The organism is Fodinibacter luteus (assembly GCF_039541575.1).
Classification (GTDB): Bacteria; Actinomycetota; Actinomycetes; order Actinomycetales; family Dermatophilaceae; genus Fodinibacter; species Fodinibacter luteus.
Map to the genome: position 1 here is coordinate 142,395 of NZ_BAABGM010000013.1, position 24,622 is coordinate 167,016.

Annotated in this window: 25 protein-coding genes and 3 pseudogenes; 13 read left to right on the plus strand and 15 right to left on the minus strand. The window is 69.4% G+C overall.

Features of this window, described 5'->3' with window-relative positions; translation table 11 throughout:
* Positions 1 to 3: 3 nt before the first annotated feature.
* On the minus strand, positions 4 to 2,223 hold the full coding sequence (locus ABD899_RS10360) for an MMPL family transporter (protein ID WP_345205445.1): 2,220 nt from the start codon (positions 2,221 to 2,223) through the stop codon (positions 4 to 6).
* Positions 2,224 to 2,295: 72 nt separating this feature from the next.
* Between ABD899_RS10360 and lipB the strand changes: the two genes are divergently transcribed.
* The 3 genes from lipB to ABD899_RS10375 all read left to right on the plus strand — a co-directional run bounded on the left by lipB (position 2,296) and on the right by ABD899_RS10375 (position 4,872).
* Positions 2,296 to 2,928, plus strand: a complete 633-nt coding sequence (lipB, locus tag ABD899_RS10365) for a lipoyl(octanoyl) transferase LipB (RefSeq protein WP_345205448.1) — start codon at positions 2,296 to 2,298, stop codon at positions 2,926 to 2,928.
* Between the two features lie 126 nt (positions 2,929 to 3,054).
* Positions 3,055 to 4,080 (plus strand): lipoyl synthase, encoded by a 1,026-nt coding sequence (gene lipA / locus ABD899_RS10370; protein ID WP_345205451.1) that lies wholly within the window; start codon positions 3,055 to 3,057, stop codon positions 4,078 to 4,080.
* A 60-nt stretch (positions 4,081 to 4,140) separates the two neighbouring features.
* Positions 4,141 to 4,872 (plus strand): DUF4191 domain-containing protein, encoded by a 732-nt coding sequence (locus ABD899_RS10375; RefSeq protein ID WP_345205453.1) that lies wholly within the window; start codon positions 4,141 to 4,143, stop codon positions 4,870 to 4,872.
* Between the two features lie 115 nt (positions 4,873 to 4,987).
* Here ABD899_RS10375 and ABD899_RS10380 read toward each other — a convergent pair whose 3' ends face one another.
* Entirely contained in the window at positions 4,988 to 5,452 is a 465-nt protein-coding gene (locus ABD899_RS10380; RefSeq protein ID WP_345205456.1) for an aromatic ring-opening dioxygenase LigA, read from the minus strand.
* 148 nt (positions 5,453 to 5,600) lie between these two features.
* Positions 5,601 to 6,020 (minus strand): RDD family protein, encoded by a 420-nt coding sequence (locus ABD899_RS10385; RefSeq protein WP_345205458.1) that lies wholly within the window; start codon positions 6,018 to 6,020, stop codon positions 5,601 to 5,603.
* A gap of 258 nt (positions 6,021 to 6,278) precedes the next feature.
* Between ABD899_RS10385 and glnA the strand changes: the two genes are divergently transcribed.
* Positions 6,279 to 7,703, plus strand: a complete 1,425-nt coding sequence (gene glnA, locus ABD899_RS10390; protein ID WP_345205461.1) for a type I glutamate--ammonia ligase — start codon at positions 6,279 to 6,281, stop codon at positions 7,701 to 7,703.
* A 33-nt stretch (positions 7,704 to 7,736) separates the two neighbouring features.
* On the opposite strand, the gene ABD899_RS10395 is transcribed toward glnA, so the two are convergent.
* The 6 genes and pseudogenes from ABD899_RS10395 to ABD899_RS10420 all read right to left on the minus strand — a co-directional run bounded on the left by ABD899_RS10395 (position 7,737) and on the right by ABD899_RS10420 (position 11,549).
* The gene (locus ABD899_RS10395; RefSeq protein ID WP_345205463.1) at positions 7,737 to 8,231 is read right to left on the minus strand and encodes a site-specific integrase; all 495 of its coding nucleotides are present in this window, start codon (positions 8,229 to 8,231) and stop codon (positions 7,737 to 7,739) included.
* A 230-nt stretch (positions 8,232 to 8,461) separates the two neighbouring features.
* Positions 8,462 to 9,448 carry a GNAT family N-acetyltransferase gene (locus ABD899_RS10400; protein ID WP_345205465.1) on the minus strand — a complete coding sequence of 329 codons (987 nt, stop codon included), beginning with the start codon at positions 9,446 to 9,448 and terminating at the stop codon, positions 8,462 to 8,464.
* Between the two features lie 105 nt (positions 9,449 to 9,553).
* On the minus strand, positions 9,554 to 10,036 hold the full coding sequence (locus ABD899_RS10405) for an HD domain-containing protein (RefSeq protein WP_345205468.1): 483 nt from the start codon (positions 10,034 to 10,036) through the stop codon (positions 9,554 to 9,556).
* 222 nt (positions 10,037 to 10,258) lie between these two features.
* A complete protein-coding gene (locus tag ABD899_RS10410) occupies positions 10,259 to 10,678 on the minus strand; it encodes a type II toxin-antitoxin system VapC family toxin (protein WP_345205470.1) in 420 nt (139 codons plus the stop codon).
* Positions 10,675 to 10,911, minus strand: coding sequence for a FitA-like ribbon-helix-helix domain-containing protein (locus ABD899_RS10415; RefSeq protein WP_345205472.1), 237 nt, complete (start codon positions 10,909 to 10,911; stop codon positions 10,675 to 10,677). Before ABD899_RS10415 ends, ABD899_RS10410 begins: the two co-directional genes overlap by 4 nt.
* Before the next feature lie 345 nt (positions 10,912 to 11,256).
* Positions 11,257 to 11,549: pseudogene (locus ABD899_RS10420) on the minus strand (HigA family addiction module antitoxin).
* Between the two features lie 108 nt (positions 11,550 to 11,657).
* Here ABD899_RS10420 and ABD899_RS10425 point away from each other — a divergent pair.
* Together ABD899_RS10425 and ABD899_RS10430 are read left to right on the plus strand one after the other, a co-directional pair.
* Complete coding sequence (locus tag ABD899_RS10425; RefSeq protein ID WP_345205477.1) at positions 11,658 to 12,017, plus strand: hypothetical protein; 360 nt, start codon at positions 11,658 to 11,660, stop codon at positions 12,015 to 12,017.
* Complete coding sequence (locus ABD899_RS10430) at positions 12,011 to 12,529, plus strand: mechanosensitive ion channel domain-containing protein (protein WP_345205480.1); 519 nt, start codon at positions 12,011 to 12,013, stop codon at positions 12,527 to 12,529. Before ABD899_RS10425 ends, ABD899_RS10430 begins: the two co-directional genes overlap by 7 nt.
* Before the next feature lie 76 nt (positions 12,530 to 12,605).
* Here the strand turns inward: ABD899_RS10430 and ABD899_RS10435 are convergent, their stop codons facing one another.
* The gene (locus tag ABD899_RS10435) at positions 12,606 to 13,127 is read right to left on the minus strand and encodes a DUF305 domain-containing protein (protein ID WP_345205482.1); all 522 of its coding nucleotides are present in this window, start codon (positions 13,125 to 13,127) and stop codon (positions 12,606 to 12,608) included.
* Positions 13,128 to 13,952: 825 nt separating this feature from the next.
* Here ABD899_RS10435 and ABD899_RS10440 point away from each other — a divergent pair.
* The 5 genes and pseudogenes from ABD899_RS10440 to ABD899_RS10460 all read left to right on the plus strand — a co-directional run bounded on the left by ABD899_RS10440 (position 13,953) and on the right by ABD899_RS10460 (position 18,124).
* On the plus strand, positions 13,953 to 14,840 hold the full coding sequence (locus ABD899_RS10440; RefSeq protein WP_345205485.1) for a CPBP family intramembrane glutamic endopeptidase: 888 nt from the start codon (positions 13,953 to 13,955) through the stop codon (positions 14,838 to 14,840).
* The gene (locus ABD899_RS10445; protein WP_345205488.1) at positions 14,837 to 15,970 is read left to right on the plus strand and encodes a sensor histidine kinase; all 1,134 of its coding nucleotides are present in this window, start codon (positions 14,837 to 14,839) and stop codon (positions 15,968 to 15,970) included. Before ABD899_RS10440 ends, ABD899_RS10445 begins: the two co-directional genes overlap by 4 nt.
* Positions 15,967 to 16,627: pseudogene (locus ABD899_RS10450) on the plus strand (response regulator). The gene ABD899_RS10445 and the pseudogene ABD899_RS10450 overlap by 4 nt, the downstream one beginning before the upstream one ends.
* 315 nt (positions 16,628 to 16,942) lie before the next feature.
* Positions 16,943 to 17,326: pseudogene (locus ABD899_RS10455) on the plus strand (DUF6855 family protein); the annotation flags it as partial.
* 198 nt (positions 17,327 to 17,524) lie between these two features.
* Positions 17,525 to 18,124 (plus strand): YdeI/OmpD-associated family protein, encoded by a 600-nt coding sequence (locus tag ABD899_RS10460; protein WP_345205490.1) that lies wholly within the window; start codon positions 17,525 to 17,527, stop codon positions 18,122 to 18,124.
* 305 nt (positions 18,125 to 18,429) lie between these two features.
* Here ABD899_RS10460 and ABD899_RS10465 read toward each other — a convergent pair whose 3' ends face one another.
* Entirely contained in the window at positions 18,430 to 19,299 is an 870-nt protein-coding gene (locus ABD899_RS10465) for a hypothetical protein (protein ID WP_345205492.1), read from the minus strand.
* The gene (locus tag ABD899_RS10470; protein WP_345205495.1) at positions 19,296 to 19,823 is read right to left on the minus strand and encodes an RNA polymerase sigma factor; all 528 of its coding nucleotides are present in this window, start codon (positions 19,821 to 19,823) and stop codon (positions 19,296 to 19,298) included. The genes ABD899_RS10465 and ABD899_RS10470 overlap by 4 nt, the downstream gene beginning before the upstream one ends.
* A gap of 471 nt (positions 19,824 to 20,294) precedes the next feature.
* Here ABD899_RS10470 and ABD899_RS10475 point away from each other — a divergent pair, with 471 nt between their 5' ends.
* Positions 20,295 to 20,747, plus strand: coding sequence for a pyridoxamine 5'-phosphate oxidase family protein (locus ABD899_RS10475; protein ID WP_345205497.1), 453 nt, complete (start codon positions 20,295 to 20,297; stop codon positions 20,745 to 20,747).
* 320 nt (positions 20,748 to 21,067) lie between these two features.
* On the opposite strand, the gene ABD899_RS10480 is transcribed toward ABD899_RS10475, so the two are convergent.
* The 3 genes from ABD899_RS10480 to ABD899_RS10490 form a co-directional block, all read right to left on the minus strand.
* Complete coding sequence (locus ABD899_RS10480) at positions 21,068 to 21,922, minus strand: SDR family NAD(P)-dependent oxidoreductase (protein ID WP_345205499.1); 855 nt, start codon at positions 21,920 to 21,922, stop codon at positions 21,068 to 21,070.
* Between the two features lie 173 nt (positions 21,923 to 22,095).
* The gene (locus ABD899_RS10485) at positions 22,096 to 22,584 is read right to left on the minus strand and encodes an SRPBCC family protein (protein ID WP_345205502.1); all 489 of its coding nucleotides are present in this window, start codon (positions 22,582 to 22,584) and stop codon (positions 22,096 to 22,098) included.
* A gap of 88 nt (positions 22,585 to 22,672) precedes the next feature.
* Positions 22,673 to 23,320 carry a hypothetical protein gene (locus ABD899_RS10490; protein ID WP_345205504.1) on the minus strand — a complete coding sequence of 216 codons (648 nt, stop codon included), beginning with the start codon at positions 23,318 to 23,320 and terminating at the stop codon, positions 22,673 to 22,675.
* 308 nt (positions 23,321 to 23,628) lie between these two features.
* On the opposite strand from ABD899_RS10490, the gene ABD899_RS10495 reads away from it, so the two are divergent.
* Positions 23,629 to 24,567: an alpha/beta fold hydrolase gene (locus ABD899_RS10495; RefSeq protein ID WP_345205507.1), complete on the plus strand. Its 939-nt coding sequence runs from the start codon at positions 23,629 to 23,631 to the stop codon at positions 24,565 to 24,567.
* Positions 24,568 to 24,622: the final 55 nt, after the last annotated feature.

Below are 24,622 nucleotides of genomic sequence, written 5' to 3' on the forward strand. Positions count from 1 at the left end.
AGCCTAGGTCGACGTCGGCGGCCGGCCACCCCGGCGGTCGGCGGCGAGGTGTCGGGGCCACCAGACCGGCGGGCCGATGTCGTACGCCGCGGCAGGCACGAGCAGCGACCGCACGACGAAGGTGTCGAGGAGGACGCCGAAGGCGACGATGAACGCGATCTGCACGAGGAAGACGAGGGGCAGCACCGCGAGCGCGGAGAACGTCGCGGCCAGCACGATGCCCGCGCTCGTGATGACGCCGCCGGTGACCGCGAGCCCGACGAGGATGCCGGGCCGGGTCCCCCGCTGCTGCGCCTCCTCGCGCACCCGGGTCATGAGGAAGATCGAGTAGTCGATACCGAGTGCGACGAGGAAGACGAACCCGTAGAGCGGGATCGCGGGGTCGCCCCCGGCGAACCCGAAGACGTGCTCGAAGACGAGGGCCGAGATGCCGATCGTCGCCGCGAACGACACGACGTTGGCAGCCACGAGCAGCAGCGGCGCGACGATCGAGCGCAGCAGCAGCGAGAGCACGACGAAGATGACGACGAGGATCGCCGGGACGATGACCCGCAGGTCACGGGCGCTCGCCTCGAGCACGTCGAGGTTGGTCGCCGCGTTGCCGCCGACGAGGGCCTCCGGACTGACGGCGTCGAGGTCGGTCCGCAGCCGGCTGACGGTGTCCTGCGCCTCCTGGCTGTCCGAGGCCGCCACCGTCGTGGCCTGCACGAGGACGGTGCCGTCGACGACGGCCGGCGGCACGCTCGGCTGCCCGGGCTGGGGCGGGACGAGCCCGACGTAGGCGCTGTCGACGCCCTCGTCGTTCGTCACGACCTCGAGGACGGCGTCGGCGTCGGCCTCGGGGGCGACGATCTGGATCGGGGTCGCCGCGCCGGCCGCGAAGTGCTCGGCGAGCACCTTCTGCGCGGTGATCGAGTCGGTGTCCTCGAGGAAGGTCTCCTCGATGGTCGCGCCGCTCGCCGAGAAGGTCGGGGCGAAGGCGGCCGCCGCGAGGAGTGCGACGAGGGTGAGCACCCACGTGCGCCGCGGGTGGGTGCCGACGAGGTCGGCGACCCGGCCCCACACGCCCTTGGTGCCGACGACGTCCTCGGCGTGGACGTGGTCGATCTTGGGGGCGAACGGCCAGAACGCCTTGCGCCCGAAGAGGAGCAGGACGGCGGGCAGGAAGGTGAGGGAGGCGAGGAGGGCGCCGGCGATGCCGAGGGCGCCGACCGGCCCGAGGCCCGACGTGCTCCGCAGGTCGGCGAGGAGCAGGCAGAGCAGGCCGAGGATGACGGTCGCGGCCGAGGCGACGATCGGCTCCACCGCTCCCCGCCAGGCCCGCTTGAGGGCGACCCACGAGCTGGGCTCGTCGTGCAGCTCCTCCTTGAAGCGGCTCACGAGGAGCAGGGCGTAGTCCGTGGCGGCCCCGACGACGAGGATGAACAGGATGCCCTGCGACTGACCCGACAGGGTGATGACGTCGTTGACCGCGAGCTGGTAGACGACGAGGGACGCCGCGCTCAGCCCGAACACGGCGCTCAGCAGCACCGCGAACGGCAGGATCGGGCTGCGGTAGACGATGAGCAGGATGACGAGGACGACGAGCAGGGCGACCCCGAGCAGGATGCCGTCGATGCCGGCGAACGCCTCGGCGAAGTCGGCGATGAGCCCACCGGGGCCACCGACGTAGCCGTCGAGACCGGCCGGCACGAGGGTCTCGGCGATCTCGGCCCGCATCGCCTCGGCCCCCTCGACGAGGGCGGAGGTCTCACCGCTCGCCTCGGTGCCGGTCGTCGCGTCGAGGGGCACCGTGACGAGCGCCGCCTCCCCGTCGGCCGACGGGATCGGAACCGGGGCGCCGTCCCCGACGAGGTAGTCGCCGAGGGTCACCCCCTCGCCGAGCTCGGGCAGCGGCAGTGCGGGCACGCCGCTCGCGAACTCGGCCACGGCCTGCAGGTCCTGCGGGGTCAGGGCACCACCGTCCCCGCGCTCGACGACGACGAGGTAGGGCAGCGTGTCACTGTCGGTGAACCCCAGCACCGCCTCGCTGACGAGGGTGGACTCGGCGTTCTCGGGCAGGAACGTCGAGTTGTCGTTGGTCTGGACCCCCGACAGCTGGCCCTGCGCCGAGCCGCCCAGGCCCGCGACGACGAGCCACGCGAGGATGACGAGGACGGCCCCCCAGATGACGCGCCGGGGGCGGCGGGACCGGCTGCGCAGGTCGTCGGGCGCGTCGCTCATGCTGCCGAGCCTAGGGGCAGGCCCCACCCGGGCGTGGACGCTTTTCCGCTCCCCCGGCGTACCGTGGCCCCCATGCGGCTCGTCCACCTCGGCTTCGCCCCCGACCTCGTCGACTACGAGCAGGGCTGGCGGGCCCAGCGCGAGGTGCACGCGCAGGTCGTCGACGGCACCCTGCCCGACACGACCCTCCTCCTCGAGCACGCGGCCGTCTACACCGCCGGCAAGCGCACCGAGCCCCACGAGCGCCCAGTGGACGGCACGCCGGTCATCGACGTCGACCGCGGCGGGAAGATCACGTGGCACGGGCCCGGCCAGCTCGTCGGCTACCCCATCGTGCGCCTTCCCGAGGTGCCCATCGACGTCGTCGCGCACGTCCGACGGCTCGAGGAGGTCATGATCCGGGTCTGCCGCGACGTCGGGGTCGAGACCGTGCGCGTCGAGGGCCGCAGCGGGGTGTGGGTGCTCGCCGACGACCGCGGCCCGGACCGCAAGCTCGGGGCCATCGGGGTCCGGGTGAGCCGGCGCGTCACGATGCACGGGTTCGCCCTCAACTGCGACGCCGACCTGTCGTGGGCCGACGCGATCATCCCGTGCGGCATCGCGGATGCCGGCGTGTCCTCGCTGTCGCTCGAGGCAGGCCGCGCCGTGACCGTGCAGGACGTCCTCCCCTACGCCGAGAAGCACCTCGGGGACGTCCTCGGCTGAGCCCCCCACCCGCAACGTGGGTGAAGATCCTCGCCTGGACGGCGAGCATCACCCACGTTCGACACGGGAGGGTGACCTGAGGCGGGGGTTCGGGTGCGACGCAGCCTGCCGCGTAGGGTGGAGGGCGTGACTGTCGCACCCGAGGGACGCCGCATGCTGCGGGTCGAGGCGCGCAACGCCGAGACCCCGATCGAGCGCAAGCCGGAGTGGATCCGCACGACCGCCAAGATGGGGCCGGAGTTCACCCAGATCCACTCGATGGTCAAGGGCGAGGGCCTGCACACGGTGTGCCAGGAGGCCGGCTGCCCCAACATCTTCGAGTGCTGGGAGGACCGCGAGGCCACCTTCCTCATCGGCGGCGACACGTGCACCCGTCGCTGCGACTTCTGCGACATCGCCACCGGGCGCCCCCAGCCGCTCGACCTCGACGAACCGCGCCGGGTCGCCGAGTCGGTGCGCTCCATGGGCCTGCGCTACTCCACCGTCACCGGCGTCGCCCGCGACGACCAGCCCGACGGCGCGGCCGGTCTCTACGCCGAGACGATCCGCCAGATCCATGCGCTCAACCCGAACACCGGCGTCGAGATCCTCCCGCCCGACTTCGGCGCCGAGCCCGCGCTCGTCGGCCAGGTCTTCGACGCGCGACCCGAGGTGTTCGCGCACAACCTCGAGACGGTGCCGCGCATCTTCAAGCGGATCCGCCCGGCGTTCACCTACGACAAGTCCCTGCGGGTGCTCAGCATGGCCCGGGAGGCCGGGCTCGTCACGAAGTCCAACCTCATCCTCGGGATGGGCGAGCAGGACCACGAGGTCGAGGAGGCCATCCGCGACCTGCACGACGCGGGCTGCGACATCCTCACGGTGACCCAGTACCTGCGTCCCTCCCCCAAGCACCACCCCATCGACCGGTGGGTCAGGCCGGAGGAGTTCGTCCACTGGTCCGACGTCGCGCAGGACACCGGGTTCAAGGGCGTCATGGCCGGCCCCCTCGTCCGCAGCAGCTACCGCGCCGGGCGCCTGTGGGCCACGGCGATGCAGCGCTGGGGCCGCCCCATCCCCGAGCACCTGTCCCACCTCGCCGCCGCGTCGGCGGACCCGGCCCGGCAGGAGGCGGCGTCGCTGGTCGCCCGCACGGCCGGCACCGTATCCTGATCTGCGACGTCCGCGGCATCCCGCGGATCCCGCCCCCCTGATCCAGGAGCTCGACCTCCCGTGTCCGACCAGCCCGCGAAGAAGAAGTCCGGCCGCATCGCCGAGATCCGCCAGGCCTACCGCGCCATCAAGAGCCTCGACCCCAAGCTGGGCTGGTGGATGCTGCTGGCCGCGGTCGGCACGGCCGCCGTCATCGTGGGGATCGGCGCCCTCGTCGGTGGCCTGTGGGTCTGGTACGCGGTGCTCGTCGCCCTGCCCGCGGCCCTGCTCGCCGCGGTCGTCGTCATGAACCGTCGCGGCAACACGGCGATGTACCGCGCCCTCGAGGGCCAGCCCGGGGCCGCAGGTGCCGCGCTGCAGGGCATGGGCCGCCGCGGCTGGTACGCCGCGCAGGAGCCCGTCGCGATCGACGGCGCGCGTGGCACCACCCGCCCGAGCGACTTGGCAGGCGCCGCCATGGTCTTCCGCGCGCTGGGCCGCCCGGGCATCGTCCTCATCGGCGAGGGTCCGCACGCCCGCGTCACCAGGCTGCTCAAGCAGGAGGAGAAGAAGGTGAGCCGGGTCGCCCCCGGCGTGCCGGTGCACCTGTGGGTCGTCGGCGACGGCGAGGGCGAGGTCCCGGTCAAGAAGATCTCGGGCAAGCTCACCCGGATGCGCCCGGTGCTCACCAAGGCCGAGACCGCCGTCGTGAACAAGCGGCTGAAGTCGCTCGGCGGCATGCGTCCCCCGATCCCCAAGGGCATCGACCCCACCCGCGTGCGCGTCGACCGCAAGGCGATGCGCGGCAAGTGAGGTGAGGCGAGCGGATGCCGTGGCACGGCGCCCGCTCGTGCCTCGGCATCCCACGTCGCACGTCGAACGGCCCCGGCTCTGCAGCCGGGGCCGTTGCTCGTGGTCGGAACGCTGGTCAGACCTGGTGCTGCTTGGACAGCTTGACGAGGGCCAGACCGCCGAGAACCTGCATGAGGCCCACGCCCATCGCCATGGCGCTGACGCCGAAGGCCAGGACGCTCGTGAAGAGGGAGGCCCGCAGGAACGAGCCGTTCATGACGACGACGCGCCGGGGGTCCTCGCGGTCGAGCTCGGCGTAGGTCTTGCCCTCGGAGGTCTCCAGGGCGTGCTGCTCGATGATGAGGGCCTCGGAGTAGGCGGTGAGGGGACCGTTGACCTCCTGGTTGGCGAACCAGTCCGCGTCCTCGGCGACCGTGATGCGCTCGTCGGCGAGCGAGTTCTGCACGAGGACCCAGGTGCTGGCTCCGCCGATGAGCATGATCGCGCCGATGACCGCGATGATGATCCCGGAGATCTTGACGAAACCGTTGCCGCTGCTCGTGACCTCGGCCGCGGCCGGCGTGGTGGTGGTGTTGCTCATGTCCGCTCCTGCCCTAGTGGTGGTGCCGGTTCGGTGGTCCGGCACGGCCTAGTCTCCTACATCTCGTAGTAGTTGAGCAATTCACGATGTTGTCACCTGCATCACAGCGGGTGGACGTCGGTCGGGCTCGAGGAGGCGCCGGCCCGCGTCAGAGTCGGACGATGCGGGTGCCGGCGGCGACGTCGTGCAGGCCCCGCCCGTCCCGCCCGGTCAGCACCGCCGGGACGAACAGGCAGAGCAGCGCGGTGCGCACGACGACCTGGAGCGGGAAGGCGCCGGGCCGCACCTGCCACACCTGCAGCCCGAGGAGCCGGTGCCCGACCGTTGACCCGGTGAGCCCGACGAGCACGATGTTGAGCAGGGCGAAGATCCCGAGGGGGGCGAACGCGGCCACGCTCCCGGCGGTGTCGCCGCCGACGAGGCCGAGCGCGAGCAGCTGGCAGATGACCCAGTCGATGAGCAGGGCGCCGAGGCGGCGCAGGAACGTCGGCGTCTGCGGGGCGGCGGCCGGGCCCGACGAGCGCGCGGGGGGGCCGGACGGCATCCGGCGGTCGGCGGGGGTGGGCACGACGCCACTGTATGCGGGAGCGTCGGTGCGCGGGCGGTCCGGTTCCGGCCCGGACCCGGCCGGCCGCCGCGGGGGGGCGCGGATCGGGCTCGTGGGGTCCGCCTGTCGGGCGGTGGGTCTCACCCACTGATACGGTCGGTGGCGTTACACCGGCGAAACACGAGGGTCATGGTCGGGAAACGGCGCCTCCCTAGGGTCGTCTCGACGCCCCCGGGCTGGCTTCGCCCGGCCCCACGCTCCGAACCAGGAGGTTCAGCATTGTTCAGCTCCGCTGACGAGGTCCTCGACTTCATCCAGTCCGAGGACATCAAGTTCGTCGACGTCCGGTTCTGCGACCTGCCCGGTGTGATGCAGCACTTCAACGTGCCCGCGTCCACGGTCGACAAGGACTTCTTCACCAACGGCCAGATGTTCGACGGGTCCTCGATCCGTGGCTTCCAGGCCATCCACGAGTCCGACATGAAGCTCGTGCCGGACCCCAGGACCGCGTACGTCGACCCGTTCCGGCTCGAGAAGACGCTCATCATGAACTTCTCGATCGTCGACCCGTTCACGGGAGAGGCCTACAGCCGCGACCCGCGCAACATCGCGGCGAAGGCCGAGGCGTACCTGAAGTCCACCGGCATCGCGGACACCGCGTACTTCGGCGCCGAGGCGGAGTTCTACGTCTTCGACGACGTGCGCTTCGAGACCAAGGCCAACGCGAGTTACTACTACATCGACTCCGTCGAGGCCGCGTGGAACACCGGCCGCGTCGAGGACGGCGGCAACCGCGGCTACAAGACCCGGTTCAAGGGCGGCTACTTCCCCGTGCCCCCGGTCGACCACTTCGCCGACACCCGCGACAAGATCTGCCTCAACCTCGCCGAGGTGGGCCTGCAGGTCGAGCGCAGCCACCACGAGGTCGGCACCGCGGGGCAGCAGGAGATCAACTACCGCTTCAACACGCTGCTGCAGTCCGGCGACGACATGATGAAGTTCAAGTACGTCGTCAAGAACACGGTGTGGGAGGAGGGCAAGACCGCCACCTTCATGCCCAAGCCGATCTTCGGCGACAACGGCTCGGGCATGCACACCCACCAGTCGCTGTGGAAGGACGGCGAGCCGCTGTTCTACGACGAGCGCGGCTACGGCGGCCTGTCCGACCTGGCCCGCTGGTACATCGGTGGCCTGCTCAGGCACGCCCCGGCACTGCTCGCCTTCACGAACCCCACGGTCAACTCGTACCACCGCCTCGTCCCCGGCTACGAGGCGCCGGTCAACCTCGTGTACTCGGCCCGCAACCGCTCCGCCTGCGTACGCATCCCGATCGCCGGTGACAGCCCCAAGGCCAAGCGCATCGAGTTCCGCATCCCGGACCCGTCGTCCAACCCGTACCTGTGCTTCGCCGCCCAGCTCATGGCCGGCCTCGACGGCATCAAGAACCGCATCGAGCCCCCGGAGCCGGTCGACAAGGACCTCTACGAGCTGCCCCCCGAGGAGCACGAGGCCATCGCGCAGGTCCCGGGCTCGCTGCCCGAGGTGCTCGACGCCCTCGAGGCCGACCACGAGTTCCTGCTCCAGGGCGACGTGTTCACCGAGGACCTCATCGCCACGTGGGTCGAGTGGAAGCGCAAGAACGAGGTCGACCCGATCCGCTTCCGGCCGCACCCGCACGAGTTCGAGATGTACTTCGACATCTGATCGACACGATGCCCTGACCTGCTATGACGCCGGTCAGGGCATCGTTGTTTCCGGAGAAGTATCCGTACTAGCAGAAGCCGGGCGCATCGCGAGGACAGCACTCACGGCGGCCCTCGACGTCTCGTCGGCATCTGGGAACAGGTGACCGTAGACGTTGAGGGTCGTCGTGGCGCTGGCGTGCCGCAAGCGCGCCTGGACCACCTTCACATCGAGCCCGGATGCGATCAGCATCGACGCGAAGTAGTGCCGTCGGTCATGGAAGCGGAAGCCGGCCGGCAGGCCCGCGACCTTCGCCCGCGTCTCGCGGAAGGCCCGCTCGATCTGCCACGGCCCTACTGGGCGACCGTAGGCACCGGCCACGATGGTCGGCTGGTCCGTGGCCAGCATGGTGGCGAGTTCGCGCGGAATCGGGATCGAGGTCCGCGACGTCTCTGACTTGAGAGGCTCGCCGCCCCACTGGATGGCCGGATGAATCGCGCCGCGCATGAAGTCGACGTCGTCTCGGCGTAGCGCCGCCGCCTCGCTCACACGCAGACCAGCGAAGGCGCCGAGCAGATTGCCGGCCGAGCGTGGGCCTCGATGGCGTCGTGGATCGCCCACACCTGCTCCGTGCTGGCGACGTATGGCCGCTGCGAGCCGGCACGCGGCCAGGTACGCCTCGAGCAAGGGTTGCGAGGGATGAGACCGTCAGCACCGCATCGCCCATGATCTGGCTCATCCGCCGATGCAGCACGTAGACGTAGGACTTGGCCTTGCCCTCACTGGCGAGCCGAGCCGTCCATGCCTTCACCGCCGATGGCTTTGACGTCGACCAGGGCCATTGGGCCGGACTCTGCCTTGATCTGTGCGACGTGAGTACGGGCCTGACGCACTGTCGACGCCTTGTGCGTGCCGTAGGCGACGAGCCACTGCTCGCACCAGTCCTCGACGGTCGTGGGGCATCGCGGGCCGAGACGTGGTCGCCGCGGAGAACGGCAGCGCGCTGCACTTCGATCCATCGCTCGGCGTCCACTGCGCACAGTCGGCCGGACCGTCATGACCTCAGCGTATGAGCGACCTTCCCGGCTGGGCAGGTGGCCCCTGTCGTAGGCCGCGTCATGACCGTGAGAGATCACCATCAGGGCAATGTCTGGTCCCGAGCGCCTCGCCAGTTGGGGGGTCCCGCCGAGTCGGTGTCGCACCACCCTGCGGCGCAGGGTGGGCGACGCCTCGACCTGGTAGCCGGCGTCGAGGAAGACCTGGAGCAGCCCGACCGACGCCTCGTCCCAGATCACGATCTTGCCCGGCGGCGGCTCGGTGGGGTACCCCTCCAGGACGCGAGCGCCGACCTGCCTGCCGTACTCGACGGTGGCGGCGGCCAGCTCGTACATCAGTCCCTGTCGACGAAAGCCCTTCCGCACAAGGAAGCAGGTGACCGACCACACGCCCTCGAGGTCGGGGTCCATCCGCATCCACGCCTTCTGCCGGGCCCAGATCCTCGGGTAGTACTCCCGCGGCTCGACCGCGACCCAGCCGGCCGGCGCGCCGTCGACGTACCCGACCAGGCCGGAGGTGGGGCCGCTCGTACCGCAGCCGGCCTGCTCCAGGAGCGCCGCGTCACGCTCATCCTGTGTCGTGTCGCGCCAGATCCAGCCCGGGACCTTCAGCGCCTGGCAGCGGCACTTGCGGGCGCCGCCGGCGTCGAACACGGCCTCGACGTCCTCGCTCGTCGCGTCGTTGGCCGCTCGCCAGCTGAACTCGGGCACACCGCGAGAGTAGTGGCGGGCCGGCGAGTAACGACGCCGTGACAGTCGACCCGTGACCTGGTTGGTGCGTCACACCGCCGCGTGCCGGTGAATAGGCCGGCGGGCTCAGTGGATCCCGAGTTCGTGCCGGGCATGCGCGTACTTCGCCTCGAGACGTGCCCGCTGTGCCGAGTCCAATAACGCCAGGCGGGCAGGGTCAGTGTTGTCGGCCAGGTCCGCCGCCTTGACGTTCAAAGCGATGGGATTGGCCTTGACCCGGGCGTAGTACTCGCTGTCAGCTTCCTCAGATCGACGGGTCATGGCATTGACCGCGGCGGCGACCGTTGAGCCGAACGCCTTCTCGATTTCCTCCAAGGTGACCCCGGTGTCCTCGACAACATCGTGCATCCACGCCACCACCACCTCATCCGCGGTGGGGTTCACCAGGCGCCCGACAACCCGTTGGGGGTGCTCGAAGTACGGCCGGCCAGCCTTGTCGAGCTGCCCGCGGTGCGCCTCGGCCGCTCGCATCTTCGCGCGCTGGATAGCGCCTTCGCCAACCGGCATCGCTGTATGGCGCGCGTCGATACCACGACCGTCGATGTTCACCTGCATTCTCCATCAGTGCCGGCAACCCAGGGAAGAGGAGCTCCCTTCTCAACCAAGGCGGCCCGAGCACAGCAACTGGACGTGTGAACCTCCAACCATTATGGCGGGAGGCCAAAGGCGGCGGGGGCGAGCTTGTCAAACCACGGTCACCTACCGGTAGTCGATGGACTGGAGCCCATGGTCGCGTTACGTGCGTCTATACGCCGCGTGACGGTGCGTTGGCTATCCGGCAAACGGGTCGATGACGGGGAGGCCGGCGGTGGCCGAGAAGTCCCTCACGTTGCGGGTCGCCAACTCGTATCCATCAGCAAGGCAGATCCCGGCGATCTGAGCATCTGCCAGGGCGATGGGCCGACCATCACCTTCGGCCGCCACCAAGATGGCTGCTGTCTTTCTCGCGGCGAGTACGTCGTAGACGACCACGGACTCCGCATACTCCTCAAGCAGGCGTGACCACCGCTGTTCCAGGTCGCGCCGCCGGCGCCCGTCCGGAAGCCGTCCGAGCCCGCGCTCGATCTCCTCAACCGTCACCACGCAGATAGTCAGCTCCGACGCGTCGATCGATTCCGCCCACTCGACAACGACCGGATCAGGGGTGTCCTTCATGAACTCCGAGACCACGTTGGTGTCAGCAATGATCACGGCAGGTCGACCGGGCGCGGCTGGTCGGTGCGCGCAGCTACCTCGAGATCAACGCCGCCGGCCTCGACCATGGAGGCATGCAGGGACAACAGGAAGTTGCGCTCGGGACGGTTGACGGCTGCGTCCAAGATTGCTCGGACTTCGGCCTCGACCGACCTGCCGTGCTCGGCCGCCCGTCCTCGAAGCCGAGCGTGCGTGCGCTCGTCCAGCTGCCTGATCGTAAGAGTGCTCATTCTCGCCACCTCCTCCAGTGACAGCAATGCTAGCACCCTGCGCTGACCTGGCATCTCAGAGCGTGCGTCACTGCGCCGCTTGCAGTTCGCATACCTGGCCCGAGCTTGAGGCTCGCCGCCATCGGAGTGCATCAGGGCAGTGGCTCAGCGGCGGCTGGGCGTTCGGCCGGGCCCCGGCAACTAAGTAGAGCGGCCCGCAACGTCGACCGACGGTGCCAGCGGGGTGCCCTCCTCGAGGAGAAACGGACACCCCTAACGTAGGAGCGCCGGTGACCACCCGGATCACCCACATATAAGGCATGACAGGGCGGGCAGGGTGTCTCATCGCCGCGTGACGCCCGGGTGTCAGGCGCTCTGAAGGGGGTGAATCTGCTCGAGGGCGGCGCCGAGGTGGCCCTGGTCGAGTTCGAGGTCGCAGCGGGTCTGCGGGTTGAGCCGCAACCGGTCGCTGGTGCCGAAGTAGCGTGCCAGGCGGAGCGTGGTGTCGGCGGTGATCCGGCGTTTGCCGTGGACGATCTCGTTGATTCGACGCGGTGGGACGCCGATGGAGACGGCCATGCGGTGCTGCGCCACCTGCAGCGGGGTGAGGAAGTCCTCGAGGAGGACCTCCCGGGGTGGATGGGCGCGATGGTGGCCATCGGTGTTCCTCCTTCGGTCAGTGGGAGTCGATGATCTCGACGCGCCCGGGGCCGCGTTGGCGAAAGAGCGCCCACGAGCCCCGCGACGTTCGATGTCAGACTCCACGGATGCACCCTGCTTCCTTCTTGGACCTGGCCACCGCCGACGGTGCGGTGGCCCTGCCGGCGATCAGCTGGCAGGCCGTTTCCTGGGGGCTGGCCATCCTGGCCGGTGGCTACTTGCTGAGCCGGGCACTCGGCTGGTGCACCCGCAGGTACCTGCTGTGGCGGGGTCGCTCTGCCAGCGCCAGCGCCATCTTCGCCGCCCTGGCCCGGACGCTCACCCAGCTGTTCTCCTTCGCGGCGGCGGTGACGGTCGTCTTCCCCAGCGTGCGGCCGGTCAACGCGCTCGGTGGGATCGGGGTGATCACCATCGCTGCCGGTATCGCGTTCCAGACTGTCCTGGGCAACATGTTCGCGGGGTGGTGATCCTGGCCCGGGACAAGTTCCGCGTCGACGACCAGATCGCTGTGCGCGACGTCGCCGGCACCGTGACGGCCATCTCGCTGACCAGCACGGCGGTGCGGACCTTCGACGGCCGGCTCGTGCTCATCCCCAACTCGCTGGTGCACTCCGAGATCGTCACGGTCCAGACCGGGTTCGAGCAGGTTCGCTCAACGCTCACCATCGACATCGACGACAGCAGCGACCTGGATGCCGCGGTCGGCGCGGCGCAGTCGGCCATGACGTCGGTGGGTGCCGTGCTCCCTGAGCCGGCTCCGCAGGCCCTGCTCCAGGAGGTGGGTTCGGCGACCGTTCGGCTGGATCTGCGCTTCTGGTCCGGCGCTCGTCAGATGGAGACCAGACTCGCCCAGCACGAGGTGGTGCGGGCCGTTCTCCAGGGGCTGAAAGAGGCCGGCGTCAAGACCGGGTCCGATGTCGTCGTCGTCGAGGGCGGCCCGCGACTGCTGGAGGCCGTCAACCGCCGAGAGCCAAGCTGACGCCTCCGAGCCGTTCAGGCCCATGATCGTGAGCCAAGCTCCTGAGGGCCGATGCCCCGGAAGCGCCGATTCGCTCTCACCGCGACTCGAGGTCCTCGATGTAGGTCTTCATCTCCTCGATCTCTTTACGTTGCGCTTCGATGATGGCGTCGGCCAGCTCTTGAACGCGGGGGTCCTCGATGTTGGCGCGCTCGCTGGTGAGGATCGCGATGGAGTGGTGGGGGATCATGGCGCGCATCCATGCGACGTCGCCGATGGTGGCTTGTGAGCGGACGAGGAACAGGCCTGCGCCGAAGAGCACCACCGCCCCGGCAGCGATGGCTGCGTTCGCAGTGCGGTTGCGGTACATGCCGAGCATGAAGCCCAACATGATGACCGTCATCGTCGCGGCCGACATCATCGTCATGAAGAACCGGGTCCAGCTCCAGAAGACGTGGTCGATGGAGTACGTGTTGAGGTACATGACCACGTACATCACGACCGATGAGGTCAGGATCATCAGACCGAACCGCAGGTACTGCGCGCGGCCACCCTCATGGTCGGTCCGGGCGTGCTCGTCCCGGCCGTGCTCAGTAGGGGGCTGGTCGTGACTGCTCATGGCATCTCCTCCGGGCTCAGGCGTCCAGGTGGTCGCCAGCCACCCTCGCAGCCAAGGTGCCAGGGTGGGGGATTCCGCTCTGCCTGACCCCGCGCAACCGCTGAAGACCATGACCGGGAGGGCCCAGGGCACTCAACTGGGAGAGAAGGCCACCACGGGCCCTGCCTCGACCAGTCGACGGTGCGCCTGACACAGTCGGACCGGGTGTTGCACAGCCAGTCGTAGCCAGGACCGAATCCCGAGACCGCCAACACCTCCCCGCCCCCCGGGTCCCGGCGACCACCGCAGCACGGTGGCGAACGTGTGTCCGCCGCGGCGCGTCAGAGCTGCGCAGTTCGCCGCTTGTCGACCTTCCCTGACGACGGCACGTGCACGCGGCGCGATGGCTGCACCTCGTGAGCCGGCGGATGATGGTGGGGTGGCGTCAGACTCGAATCCGCTGGTCAGGAGGATCGCGCAGGGTGATCGCTTGTGGGTGGCGGAGACACTCGTGCAGGAGTGGACGTCGACGCCCGTGGTGCGCCGAGGTGAGCTCGTCGATGCCGCCGGGCTAGCGGGCTACCTGGTCACGCTGGGGTCGGCGCGTCGGGCTGGTCATGGTGGACATCAAGGACCGCTGAGTACGAGGTCGTCGCCACCGCAGTGCGGATCGAGCACGAACTCGACTTCGAGCTGCTCCTGGAGAACTGACCTCGCGTCGGGCACACCGCCGCGACGAGGCTGAACTCGAGGACGTCCGTCCCTTCCTTTCACTAGCTCCAGACAGAGCCAAGAGGGGTCTTCAGCCAGACGCGGCATCTCCGGCTCCACGACGACTGTTGAGCCATGAACTCCACCTCACTGAACCCGCGACGCGAGATCGTCGCCTTCCTGGGCATCGCGTACGCGCTGGCCCTCGCCATTGCGATCGGGCTGCCCGATGCGCAGATCAACCTGTTGCTCAGCGTTGCGGTGCCGACGGTGGCCGTCGGCACCCTGACCTTCACCATGATCCCCAAAGGGGGCAGGCGTGAGCTGTGGCGGGGCATCGGTCTAGGGCGGGCCGGGCTGAGGGCCTGGCCGGCAGCGATCGCGCTTCCGTTCGTGTTGGTCGCGGGTGCGTACGGCACCGCGCTGGTGATCGGGGCGGGACAGCTGACAGACATCCGGCTGGCCGACGCGACAGCGGAACGGGCGATCAACCTGCTCATCAACGCGCTGATCGGGACCGCGATCATCGTTGGTGAGGAGATCGGGTGGCGAGGATTCCTCCTGCCGCGGTTCCAGCAGCTGACCAGCAAGAGGAAGGCCGCAGTCGTCACCGGGTTCTTCCACGGCTGCTTCCACCTGCCGTTGATCCTGATCGCGACGACGTATGACACTGGCGGTTCGCGCTGGGTGGCCGCGCCGATGGCGGTCGCCGTCATCACCGCGGGCGGCGTCTTCTACGCCTGGGTCTGGGAGCGTTCCGCGACCGTGTGGCCCGTCGCAATCGCGCACAACGTCGTCAACACCGTGTTCGAGCTGGGGGCCGTGGCGGTCGTGGCGTCCGCGGGCTGGAACATGGCCTACGTCGCCGGGGAGACCGGGTTCGCGACGTTGGCTGTCTGCGTGCTGGCGGCCGGGGCACTGCTCTTGAGGGCACAGGTGTGGCGGACCACGGCCGCGAAGGGCGAGCCGACGGCCACAGCGCGTGGGCTCGTGCCGGCAGCGGGCCGTAGTCTCGCCCCATGAAGGCGCAGCCCGGCTGGGTCGAGGCGTCACGGCGGCTGTCGCCGTACCTCGACCCAGCCATCGGGATCGTGGCTGCTGTGTTCGCGCTGGCCTCGCTGCTGAGCACCGACCCGGGCACCATCGATCCCAGGCTCGCGGAGCCGAACATCCTCTCGGCGGTCGCCACCTTGGCGGCCGCCGGGGCGTTGGCCTGGCGCCGCAGGCGGCCGGTTGCGTCGTACGCAGTCATGGTCGCGGGCGCTCTCGTGGTCAGCCTGACCGACCATTACATCGGCCTGCTGTCGGTGTTGTCGCTGTTCAGCCTCTACTCGTTGGCCGCCCACGGACAGCGCCGGGACGCGCTGGTCGGGTTGGGTGCCGGGGTCGCGTGCTTCGGGGGGTTGGCGCTGCTCGACGTACCAGACCTCGGCCTGTCCGACCTCCTCCAGGCGCTGGCCCTGCTCACAGCCGCCTGGGCCATCGGGGACGCGATCCGCTCACGACGCCAGCAGCAGCGCGACCAGCTCAACGCGGCGGTAGCCGAGGAGCGGCTGCGCATCGCCCGTGACCTCCACGACGTGGTCGCGCACAGCATGTCGCTGATCGCCGTGCAGGCAGGGGTGGGGGCCCACGTCATCCGCAGCGACGTACCCGCCGCGCAGCGCAGCCTCGAGATCATCGCCGACACCGCCCGCAAGGCGCTCGTGCAGACCAGGTCGATGCTCGGCATGCTTCGCGAGGAGACCCAGGACAGCGCCCGGCCACCGACTCACGGCCTGGCTGACCTCCCCGCGCTGGTCGACGACGTCCGGGCCGCTGGGCTCGACATCGAGCTCTCGCGCGCCCCCCTTCCGGGGCTGGACGCCGCCGTCTCGCTGACGGCGTACCGCGTCATCCAGGAGTCGTTGACCAACGTCATCAAGCACTCGGCCGCGTCGACGGCCATGGTCACCGTGGCGGCCATCGACCACATGATCGACCTCGAGGTCATCGACCCCGGCCCGGCCAGGACGCCATCGGGAACCCCGTCCGGCCACGGACTCGTCGGCCTCGCCGAGCGGGTCCGCCTGGTCGGAGGAGCGGTGGAGTACGGCACGCACGACGCTGGCTTCCGGGTGCACGCCACCCTGCCCGCTGGCGGCACCCGATGATCCGGGTCGCTGTCGTCGACGACCAGGACCTGGTTCGGGCCGGGTTCGTCCTCCTCCTCCGATCGGCCCCGGAGATCGAGGTCATCGGCGAGGCCAGCAACGGCCTGGAGGCGATAGCGCTGTGCCGGCGCGCCTCGCCCGACGTCGTCCTGATGGACGTGCGGATGCCGCACCTCGACGGGCTCGCGGCGACTCGCGCGATCCTCGCGGAGCCCGCGTGCCAGGGCACCCGGGTGGTCGTGCTCACCACCTTTGACGAGGACGATCTGGTGCTGGAGGCACTGCGCTGCGGGCGCCAGCGGCTTCCTGCTCAAAGACATCCGACCCGACAAGCTGCTCGAGGCCATCGAGGTGGTGGCCGCCGGCGAGGCCTTGCTGCATCCCAGAATCACACGGCGGCTGATCGAACGGTTCGCCGCGCTACCCGCCCCTCGCCCCACGGTGCACGACGACGGGCTGACCGACCGGGAACGCGATGTCCTGCTCGCCGTCGCCCAGGGCCTGTCCAACCACGACATCGCTGCACGGCTGCACCTCGGCTACGGCACCGTGAAGACGCACGTCAGCCACCTACTCGCCAAGCTGGAGTGCCGGGACAGGGCTCAACTGGTGATCTACGCCTACGAGTTCGGGCATGCCGTCCCGGGCGACAGGTAGATCACCGCTGCCACGGACACAGCAAGGAGCCTCGGAGGCTGCAAGCAGTTGCGCTCGGCCAGCAGCGGGCTCATCGGGATAAGCGCCCAACATCGAGGTACGTCATAGCAGCCGCGTGATCGTCCGCCGGCGGGCCGGCCAGAGCCGTCCGTGAGCGCCGCCGCGGGACCGCCCGACTGCTCCCGCGGCCGGCATTCCCCGCGACGTACCCACGGTGGGATGATCCGTCGAGGTGCAATGCGGGCGGCGTTGGCGCGACCGGGCGGCATCCAAAGGAGAAGGGACGACGGCGATGGCTGAAGATCCGGCACCGCTGAGGACCCCTGGGTTCTGACCACGGCGCCTGGCACGTCGGAGTATCAGATGCACCGGGACCCGGACGCCGACCCCCCGGCTCTGGTCTGCGTGGTCGGGGCGACGACCCTGCGCTACCACCTACGCGCCATCGAGGACCTGCACGCCATGCTGACCGCGCACGGCGACTGGGTCGAGCTCGGCGCCGCCGACGAACAAAAACCCGCAAAGCCCGGCACCGTGGAGGCATGGGGACGCGACGACACCAACCCCGTCGGAGGCTGGTACGGGCTCCGCAGGGGCTACCGGGGCCGGTTCGGCATGTACCTGCCTCCGCTCCTTGAGCACCTCCGCCTGGCCGAACTCGAGCACAACCCACGCAACAACAAGGTCCGCGCCCGATAGTTGCTGCCCGGATCGCCGTTCACCTCGGCCGAGACGTCCCACCGGTGCGGGACATCCACAACGTGCGTCACTGCCGCTAATCGCTCCGACCGATCACGGGCATAGCGCCACCGCCGCCCGATAGGGGTCTGTTGTGCGCCAGGCAGGGCGACTCGTCTGGCGTCCAGATGCTCAACCACGTGGCCGTAGGCTGCCGACATGTCGATGGTCCACACCGACGCGGTGTTCTTCGAGGACGACAAGGCGTTCGAGACCTGGCTTGTCGATAACGCGTCGACCGCCACGCACGTCTGGGTTCGGATGGCCAAGAAGGGCGCCGGCGTCACGTCGCTCGACTGGACGAGGGCCGTGGATGTGGCGCTCTGCTTCGGCTGGATCGACGGCATCGCGCGGCGGCTCGACGACGAGTGGTACGTGCAGCGGTTCACCCCCCGGCGCGCGAAGAGCGTCTGGTCGAAGATCAACCGCGAGCGCATCGAGCGACTCACCGCCGAGGGGCGGATGCGACCCGCCGGCCTGGCTGAGGTGGAAAGGGCGAAGGCGGACGGCCGATGGGCCGCCGCCTACGACAGCCCGGCCACCGCAGTCGTGCCGGACGACCTCGCCGCCGCCCTGGCAGCGCGTGAGCTCACCGAGGTCTACGCCGCGCTGGACAGCCGAAACCGCTTCGCCTTTCTCAATCGCATCCAAACCGCAGTGCGACCGGAGACCCGCACCCGCCGCATCGAACAGCTCACCGACGCCCTCGCCCAGGGCAAGACCCCCTACCCGGCGCCGACGAAGAAGTCCGGTACCTAGTGGGCGCTCAGCGCAGCGATGCAACTCGGGCTGCGTCTCAGCAGCAGCCGCCTGAACGCCTTACTGATCTGGGGCCGAGCGCGCGGCGGGCCCGGGCCCTTCGTCGCCGCTGTCAGCGTCTCGTCGGCGCCCCGTGCTCCGACCAGTCGACTGCTGGCTGATCTTGGATGGTCCTGGCTGCGAGCTTGGTGTGTTGATCGGTGCCGGTCGTCATGGGGGTGGCGCGGGTAGGCCCTCGAGCAGCAGCCGTAGCCGTGAGCGTTCCCGGCCCCACGCGGCACCCCCTCCGTGCCGCGTGGGGCCGCTCAGCGAGGCATGACGTTGAAGTCATTGATAGGGCGGGTGGTGCTGGTGCCGTCGGCCAGGGTGATGGTGACGTTCGGGTTCAGTCCGGCGTCCAGGGCGGGCGGTTCGGACAGTGGCCACCAGGCGGCGAAGTGCCCGTCCTGCACGGTGGCGTGCACGGGGGTGCCGTCGCCGTCGAAGGTCAGAGCGACGACGTCGCTGCCGGCCTTGCCAGTGACCTCGGCCTCGGCGTAGCCGTCGCTGTTGAAGGAGTCGCGCACCCCGTTGGTGACCAGGGCGTCGGTGGCTGGGGTCTGCTTGAGCGGGGCGAGGAAGCCGACGCCGTACAGGTCCGGGACGTCTGAGCCGTCGGAGGCGCCGGAGGCGTCGGAGGCGCCGGAGGCGCCGGTCAGGCAGGTGGCCTCGAAGCCGTCGGGTGCGCCGAGGACGATGTAGGTGAAGTCGCCGCGGACCTCGGCGAGGCGGACGCTGAAGTCGTGGTCCTCGACGGCCCAGGTCACCAGGCACTGCCTGCCCCACTTGTCCAGCTCGGCGGGGGTGGCCGGGCGTGGGGTCGCGGTCCAGGTGGCGTAGGCCTCCGGTGGGCGCAACGTCTGCACGGTGAGCACGGCGGTGAGCGCGGCTGCGGCCGCGCCGGCGAGAAGGAACCGGCGGCGGGCCCGGTGTGGCCGGTGCGCGGGCGGGAGGTGCTCGAGGTGCTCACTCGAGGACTCGTCGACGCTAGTGGGTTCGATGCCGCTCTCCTCGCTTCTGCTGGCCTGGTCGGCGAGGAGGTGGGCCAGCAGGTCCCGGGCAGCCGGGCTGTCGGTGACCGAGTCGGGGATGCCGCGGGCGGGGTCAAGGTCGGCGAGCTGGTCGGTCAACGTCATGGCCGGCTCCCTTGCGGGGGGCTGATGCGGGGGCGGGTGGTGGCTGCGGGCAGGAGCTGGGCGCGTAGCGCGGTGCGGGCCCGGCTCAGCCGGAGCCGGTACGCCAGAGGGGTGATGCCCAGGACGGTGGCGGCCTGGGCTCCGGTCAGGCCGTCCCACACGGTGAGGGCCAGGGCGTCCTGGTGGGCGGGGGTGAGCCGGTTGAAGGCGGCGGCAAGATCGGTGGCGGCGACGACGGTGTCCTCGTGGCCGGGCACCGGCGGGTCGGTGACCAGGGCGACGGTGGGCAGGTGCTGGCCGTGGGAGTGGCGGGCCAGGAGGAGTCGGCGGGTGATCCCGAACAGCCAGGCGCGGGCTTGATCGGGCTCGGTGGGCAGGTCGGTGTGGCGGCGCCAGGCGACGGTGAACGCGTCGGCGGCGACGTCTTCGGCCTGGTGTCTGGGGACGCGGCGGGCGGCGAAACGGACGAGGTCGGCGTAGGTGGCGTCGAAGACGGCGGCGAAGTGCCGTTGCTGGTCGTCCACACCTACCTCATGGCTGCTGGGCGCCGGTTGTTTCACCTCATCTTGCGCCGGTCACGGACGCAGGGGTCAGCATGTCGCTCGACAGGTCCGAGAGCACGACGTTGTCAGCGGGCCCACAGCGGCAAAGGGCCGAGATCGAAGTGCGTATCAGCGCCGCGGAGCGGTCGCTGGTGCTGACGACTGCTGCCCGATGCGTGGCCCCAGATGCGGCCGCGTCCCATCGAGCGCTGCAGGCACGGAAATGAGCTTTGATCACGAGCAGCCCGGCTCCACAGGTGTCGCCGGCAGAGGACGTAAGCGCGCCGGTCGACCCCTTCAACGGACCGCCTGACCAGCCGTGGAATCAACCGGCGACCATTGACCCCGACCTCGGACAAGAGGAATCTGGAAGGGGCAGGGGGTCTGTCGAGGTTCGCGACGGGAGTGGCTATGACGACACGACAAGGTGACCTTGCGTTACTGGATCATCCCGTGGCTCAGCGCCTGTTGCGGTCCAAGGCGCCCGCCCGCTTGGCCTACGTCTGGACTGACGGAACTCCTCGAGTGGTGCCCATCGGGTTCCACTGGAACGGGACGGAACTCGTGCTCGGCACTCCGACCGATGCGCCAAAGACAAAGGCTTTGCGCGATGGAGCCAAAGTCGCCGTTTCTATAGACACCGACACGATGCCCTACAACGTGCTCCAGATCCGAGGCAGCGTACGCACGGATGTCGTTGACGGGATCGCCCCGGAGTACGAGGCGATGACGCTGCGGACGCAGGGCGAGCAGGCAGGTCGTGCCTGGTTGGAGAACCTGCGCCCCATCTCGCCGCAGATGACGCGTGTGTACATCACTCCTGAGTGGGTTGCGATCTTGGACTTCCAACAGCGGTTCCCCAACGCCCTCGAACGCGCCATGGAGCGAGCCGCGACGTCCGGCTGAGGCAGAGCCATCCCCCTCGGGTGCCTTCGCGGGTCGACACGTTGACGGAGCGAACCGGTACCCCCCGACTTGCAGCCACGGCGAGCGACCCGGCGGCGGCGCCCGGCGCGTGCACATCGCGCGGCTCGCTCGCTCGCTGGCACGAGGAGGACGTGTCATACCGCCGGGTGTCGCCCGGCTGGTGCAGGATCCGCGCGCCTGGTTCAGGCCCTACGTCGCCGCGGTGGCGCAGGAAGCGCAGCCAAGTCCTGGCTCGCCGAGCTGGTAAGGCGACCGGTGATTCAGTGGCGCCTGGGTTGTACAGGCGGGCTGTTTGATCCTTAGAGATGCGTCCGCTGCCCGACCGTCGTGCGCATCGCGCGAGTCATCGCCAGCGCCTTCGCCTGAATCAGTGGCGGCACCAGGCGGAAGAGAACTGAGTTGCGGTGCCATTCGCGCGGAATCACCAGTACCGCTTTATCGCGCTCAAGGCCGCGCAGGGCATCCTCGGCTAGGCGATCGACCGGGTAGATGCGGGCCCCGGACTGCAGGAGGCCCTCCCGAAGAGGCGGTGAACTGGCGATCGAGGGCGGGATGGGCAGGTCTTGGGGCCAGGCTCCATCCAGCATGGGCGTGTCGATCCACCCCGGGCAGAGCACACTGACCCGGATCCCGTGATCGGCGCCCGCGGCGCGAAGGGCATAACTGAGGCCGACCACGCCGAACTTCGTGGCCGCGTAGGGAGCCATCTGTCCCGGGCTGGGAATCAGGCCCGCCGTGGACGCGACGTTGAGGATCTGGCCGTGTCCTTGCCGCAGCATGACCGGGTAGGCGGCGTGGCAGCCGTGGATCACGCCACGCAGGTTGGTGTCGATGATGGTGTCCCAGTGCACGAGCTCGAGTTCCTCGGGTTCGCCCCCGATGCCGATGCCGGCGTTGTTGACCATCAGGTCGAGCTGGCCGTGCTCGCGGTGGGTTGACGCAACGAGGTGTGCGACGGCGTCGGGGTCGCGGACGTCGACATGGGCACCGACGGCCGAGCCGGGACCAATGCGGCTGAGTCGCTCGCCGTGCTGCTTTGCCGCGACCTCCTGCAGGTCCGCCAGCACCACATGCCATCCCCGTTGCACCAGCCCAGTGCCGAGGGCCAGTCCGATGCCGGATGCACCCCCGGTGACGATGGACACCTTCTTCATCAGCCTCGCCTCCCAGCGATTCCGGAATCCGAGGAACGAAGGGCAGCCGTGAGCCGTCTCCAGACGTTCAGTTGCGCGGATGCATCGTCCGTCGGGGCCGGGAACTCGGCTGCGGTGACGGATAGTCCTGTCACGCACACAGTGGAACCTCCCGTCGAAAACGGTGGTGGGAGTTACGCGGATGACGTGGCGCGTTTCCTGGCGATGTCACGCTCCATGCCCGCAAAGCCCTCCCGCATCACACGTGAGTGGCCCGCACCGATGTTCAGGAGCCTCGCCAGGATCCCCATGAGCAGGCCATGAGTCTCTGTCTGCCAGTCGTTGCGGATGCAGGTTCGACCATCGGCCACCCGTTCCGTGGTCAGGACCGCTCGGCCCCGGAAGGCTCCGTCGAAGTACTCCGTCTCGACCCGGCCCGGCTCGCTACGTGTGACGCGAGTGGCGAACCATGCAGCCCCTGGTCGGTCTGCACGGCCGACGGTGGCCACGCGATAGTCGGTGATCGTGCCGACCTCGTGCGGTAGACGCCCGTCTCGGGTGCGCACCTGCACCTTCGGCGCCCACCAGCTGCTGCGCCCGGCCGCTTCGTCAGCGAACGCTTGCTCGACCTCTTCTGGAGTTGCTTGCAGGAGCGCTTCATCGACGATGTGGAACTTCACCATGACGCTCCCCCTTGTGAGAGGTCTCCACTTCCGGGGTACACCCACGGCGTTGCCTCGGCCGTGTGATGTGGCCAACAAGACAAGGCGGCTAATGGTGAGGTGTCGGGAGCCACGTCTCGGCTGAGGCCATCTTCCAGTCCATGGCGACCGCAGCGACCGCTGCCGGGACGGCCGGCAGTAGCAGGAAGATGCCGAGCTCGGCCGTCTCGCCGCCGACGAACACGCTGGCGATGATGGCAATCAAGCCGAGCACGACGACCGCGAGCCGGAGCCCGTGACGCCGCGCGTGCTCCTTGACCCCGGCCAGGTCGCGGACGGCCACGAAGACCGGCTTGGTCAGGAAGGCCACGACCGCCAGCGCGGCGATGATGATCTTGCCCCACGGCCCCTCCTCCTCCGGGACGGGACTCGGGATGAAGCGCGTGAGGGCGAAGAGGGCGAAGAACGCGAACCCGAGCACGGCACCGCCGAGGATGGCTCCGACGACTGCCGCGACGAGCTCGCGCCATCCCAAGTGCCGGCCGTAGACCCGCCACGCGAGGAGAGGGCCGCCGATGACGGCCAGCGGCATGCCCAGCCCGCCGAGCCCCATCTCTCCGGCGGAGAACAGGTAGGCGATACCCTCCAGCACCACCCCGACGACGAGGTAGATCATCGCTGCGTACAGGAACGCATCCGCAGCGAGATAAGCACGCTCGCGGCTCGCGACGACGGGCCGTTGCAGAGTTCCAGTCATTTCCGACACCTCCACACAACCGTCGACCCAGGCGGCTGCCGCCTCCATTCTTTTCTCTCACCAGACGCCAGCGTCCCCCCTGAGACCCACCAGACGAGACCCCACAGGCGTCTTCCGTGCCGCCACTGGCCAGGGTCCGAGCTGGTGCGTCTCAACGCCTTGAGCTGGTGCGCCTTTCAACGAGTCCGGGTGTACGCGAGCCAGCCGCGGGGGTGTACTGCTGGCTGTGGGGGTGAGCTGAGCACGCGGCGGTGGGGTCGTGGTGTGATGGACCAGTGGCTGCTCTGGTTGGCCCCGACGCGGACGGGATGCTCGAGGTCGACGGTGGCGCTGCGGTCTACTGGGAACAGTGCGGACCAAGCGACGGGGTGCCGGCCGTGTATCTGCACGGCGGTCCGGGTGGCGGGCTGGGCACGAGCCAGTACCGCACCCGCTTCGACCTGTCCCGGACCCGGGTCGTCGGGATCGATCAGCGAGGGTGCGGCCGGTCCGTTCCTCATGCCTCGGACCCGCAGGTCTCGCTGTCAGACAACACGACCACGCAGTTGATCGCCGACCTGGAGCGTGTGCGCGAGCATCTGAGCATCGACGCCTGGATCCTCAACGGGGCATCGTGGGGCTCGACCCTGGCGCTGGCATACGCGCAAGAAAACCCGCATCGGGTGCTCGGCATCGTGCTGTATGCCGTCACCACGACCAGCCGTTGCGAGGTGGACTGGGTCACCGAAGGCATGCGGGCGGTGTTCCCCGAAGCCTGGGACCGCCTCGCTTCCCACGCCGAGGCTGCCGGACTGGGCTACCGGCGCGGGCATGGCCGGCTCGTCCAGGCCTACGCGCATTTGATGAACTCCCCTGATCTCGCCGTGCGTGAGGCCGCATCACAGGAGTGGGCGCTGTGGGAAGACACGCACATCTCGATCGGCGTCGGTCAGTTCAAGAGGGACACCCGCTGGGACGACCCACGGTTCCGGCACGCGTTCGTCCGGCTCACGACGCACTACTGGTCGCACGACGGCTTCTGCGATCCCCCGATCCTGGAGCAGATGCACCGACTCGAAGGCATCCCCGGCATGCTCATTCACGGCAGGCGGGACATCTCGTCGCCCGCCGCGACTCCTTGGGAGCTGCACCGTCGCTGGCACGGCTCGACGCTGCGCATCGACGAAGGTGACGGCCATGGCGGCACCTCCATGGCGCGGTCCTGGCGCATCGCTAACGACGCACTCACCAGCCGGATCCAACACTGACCGGTCCACCACGAAAGAGAGCGCCACACCTGCCCCACTTCACCGCCCGCAACTG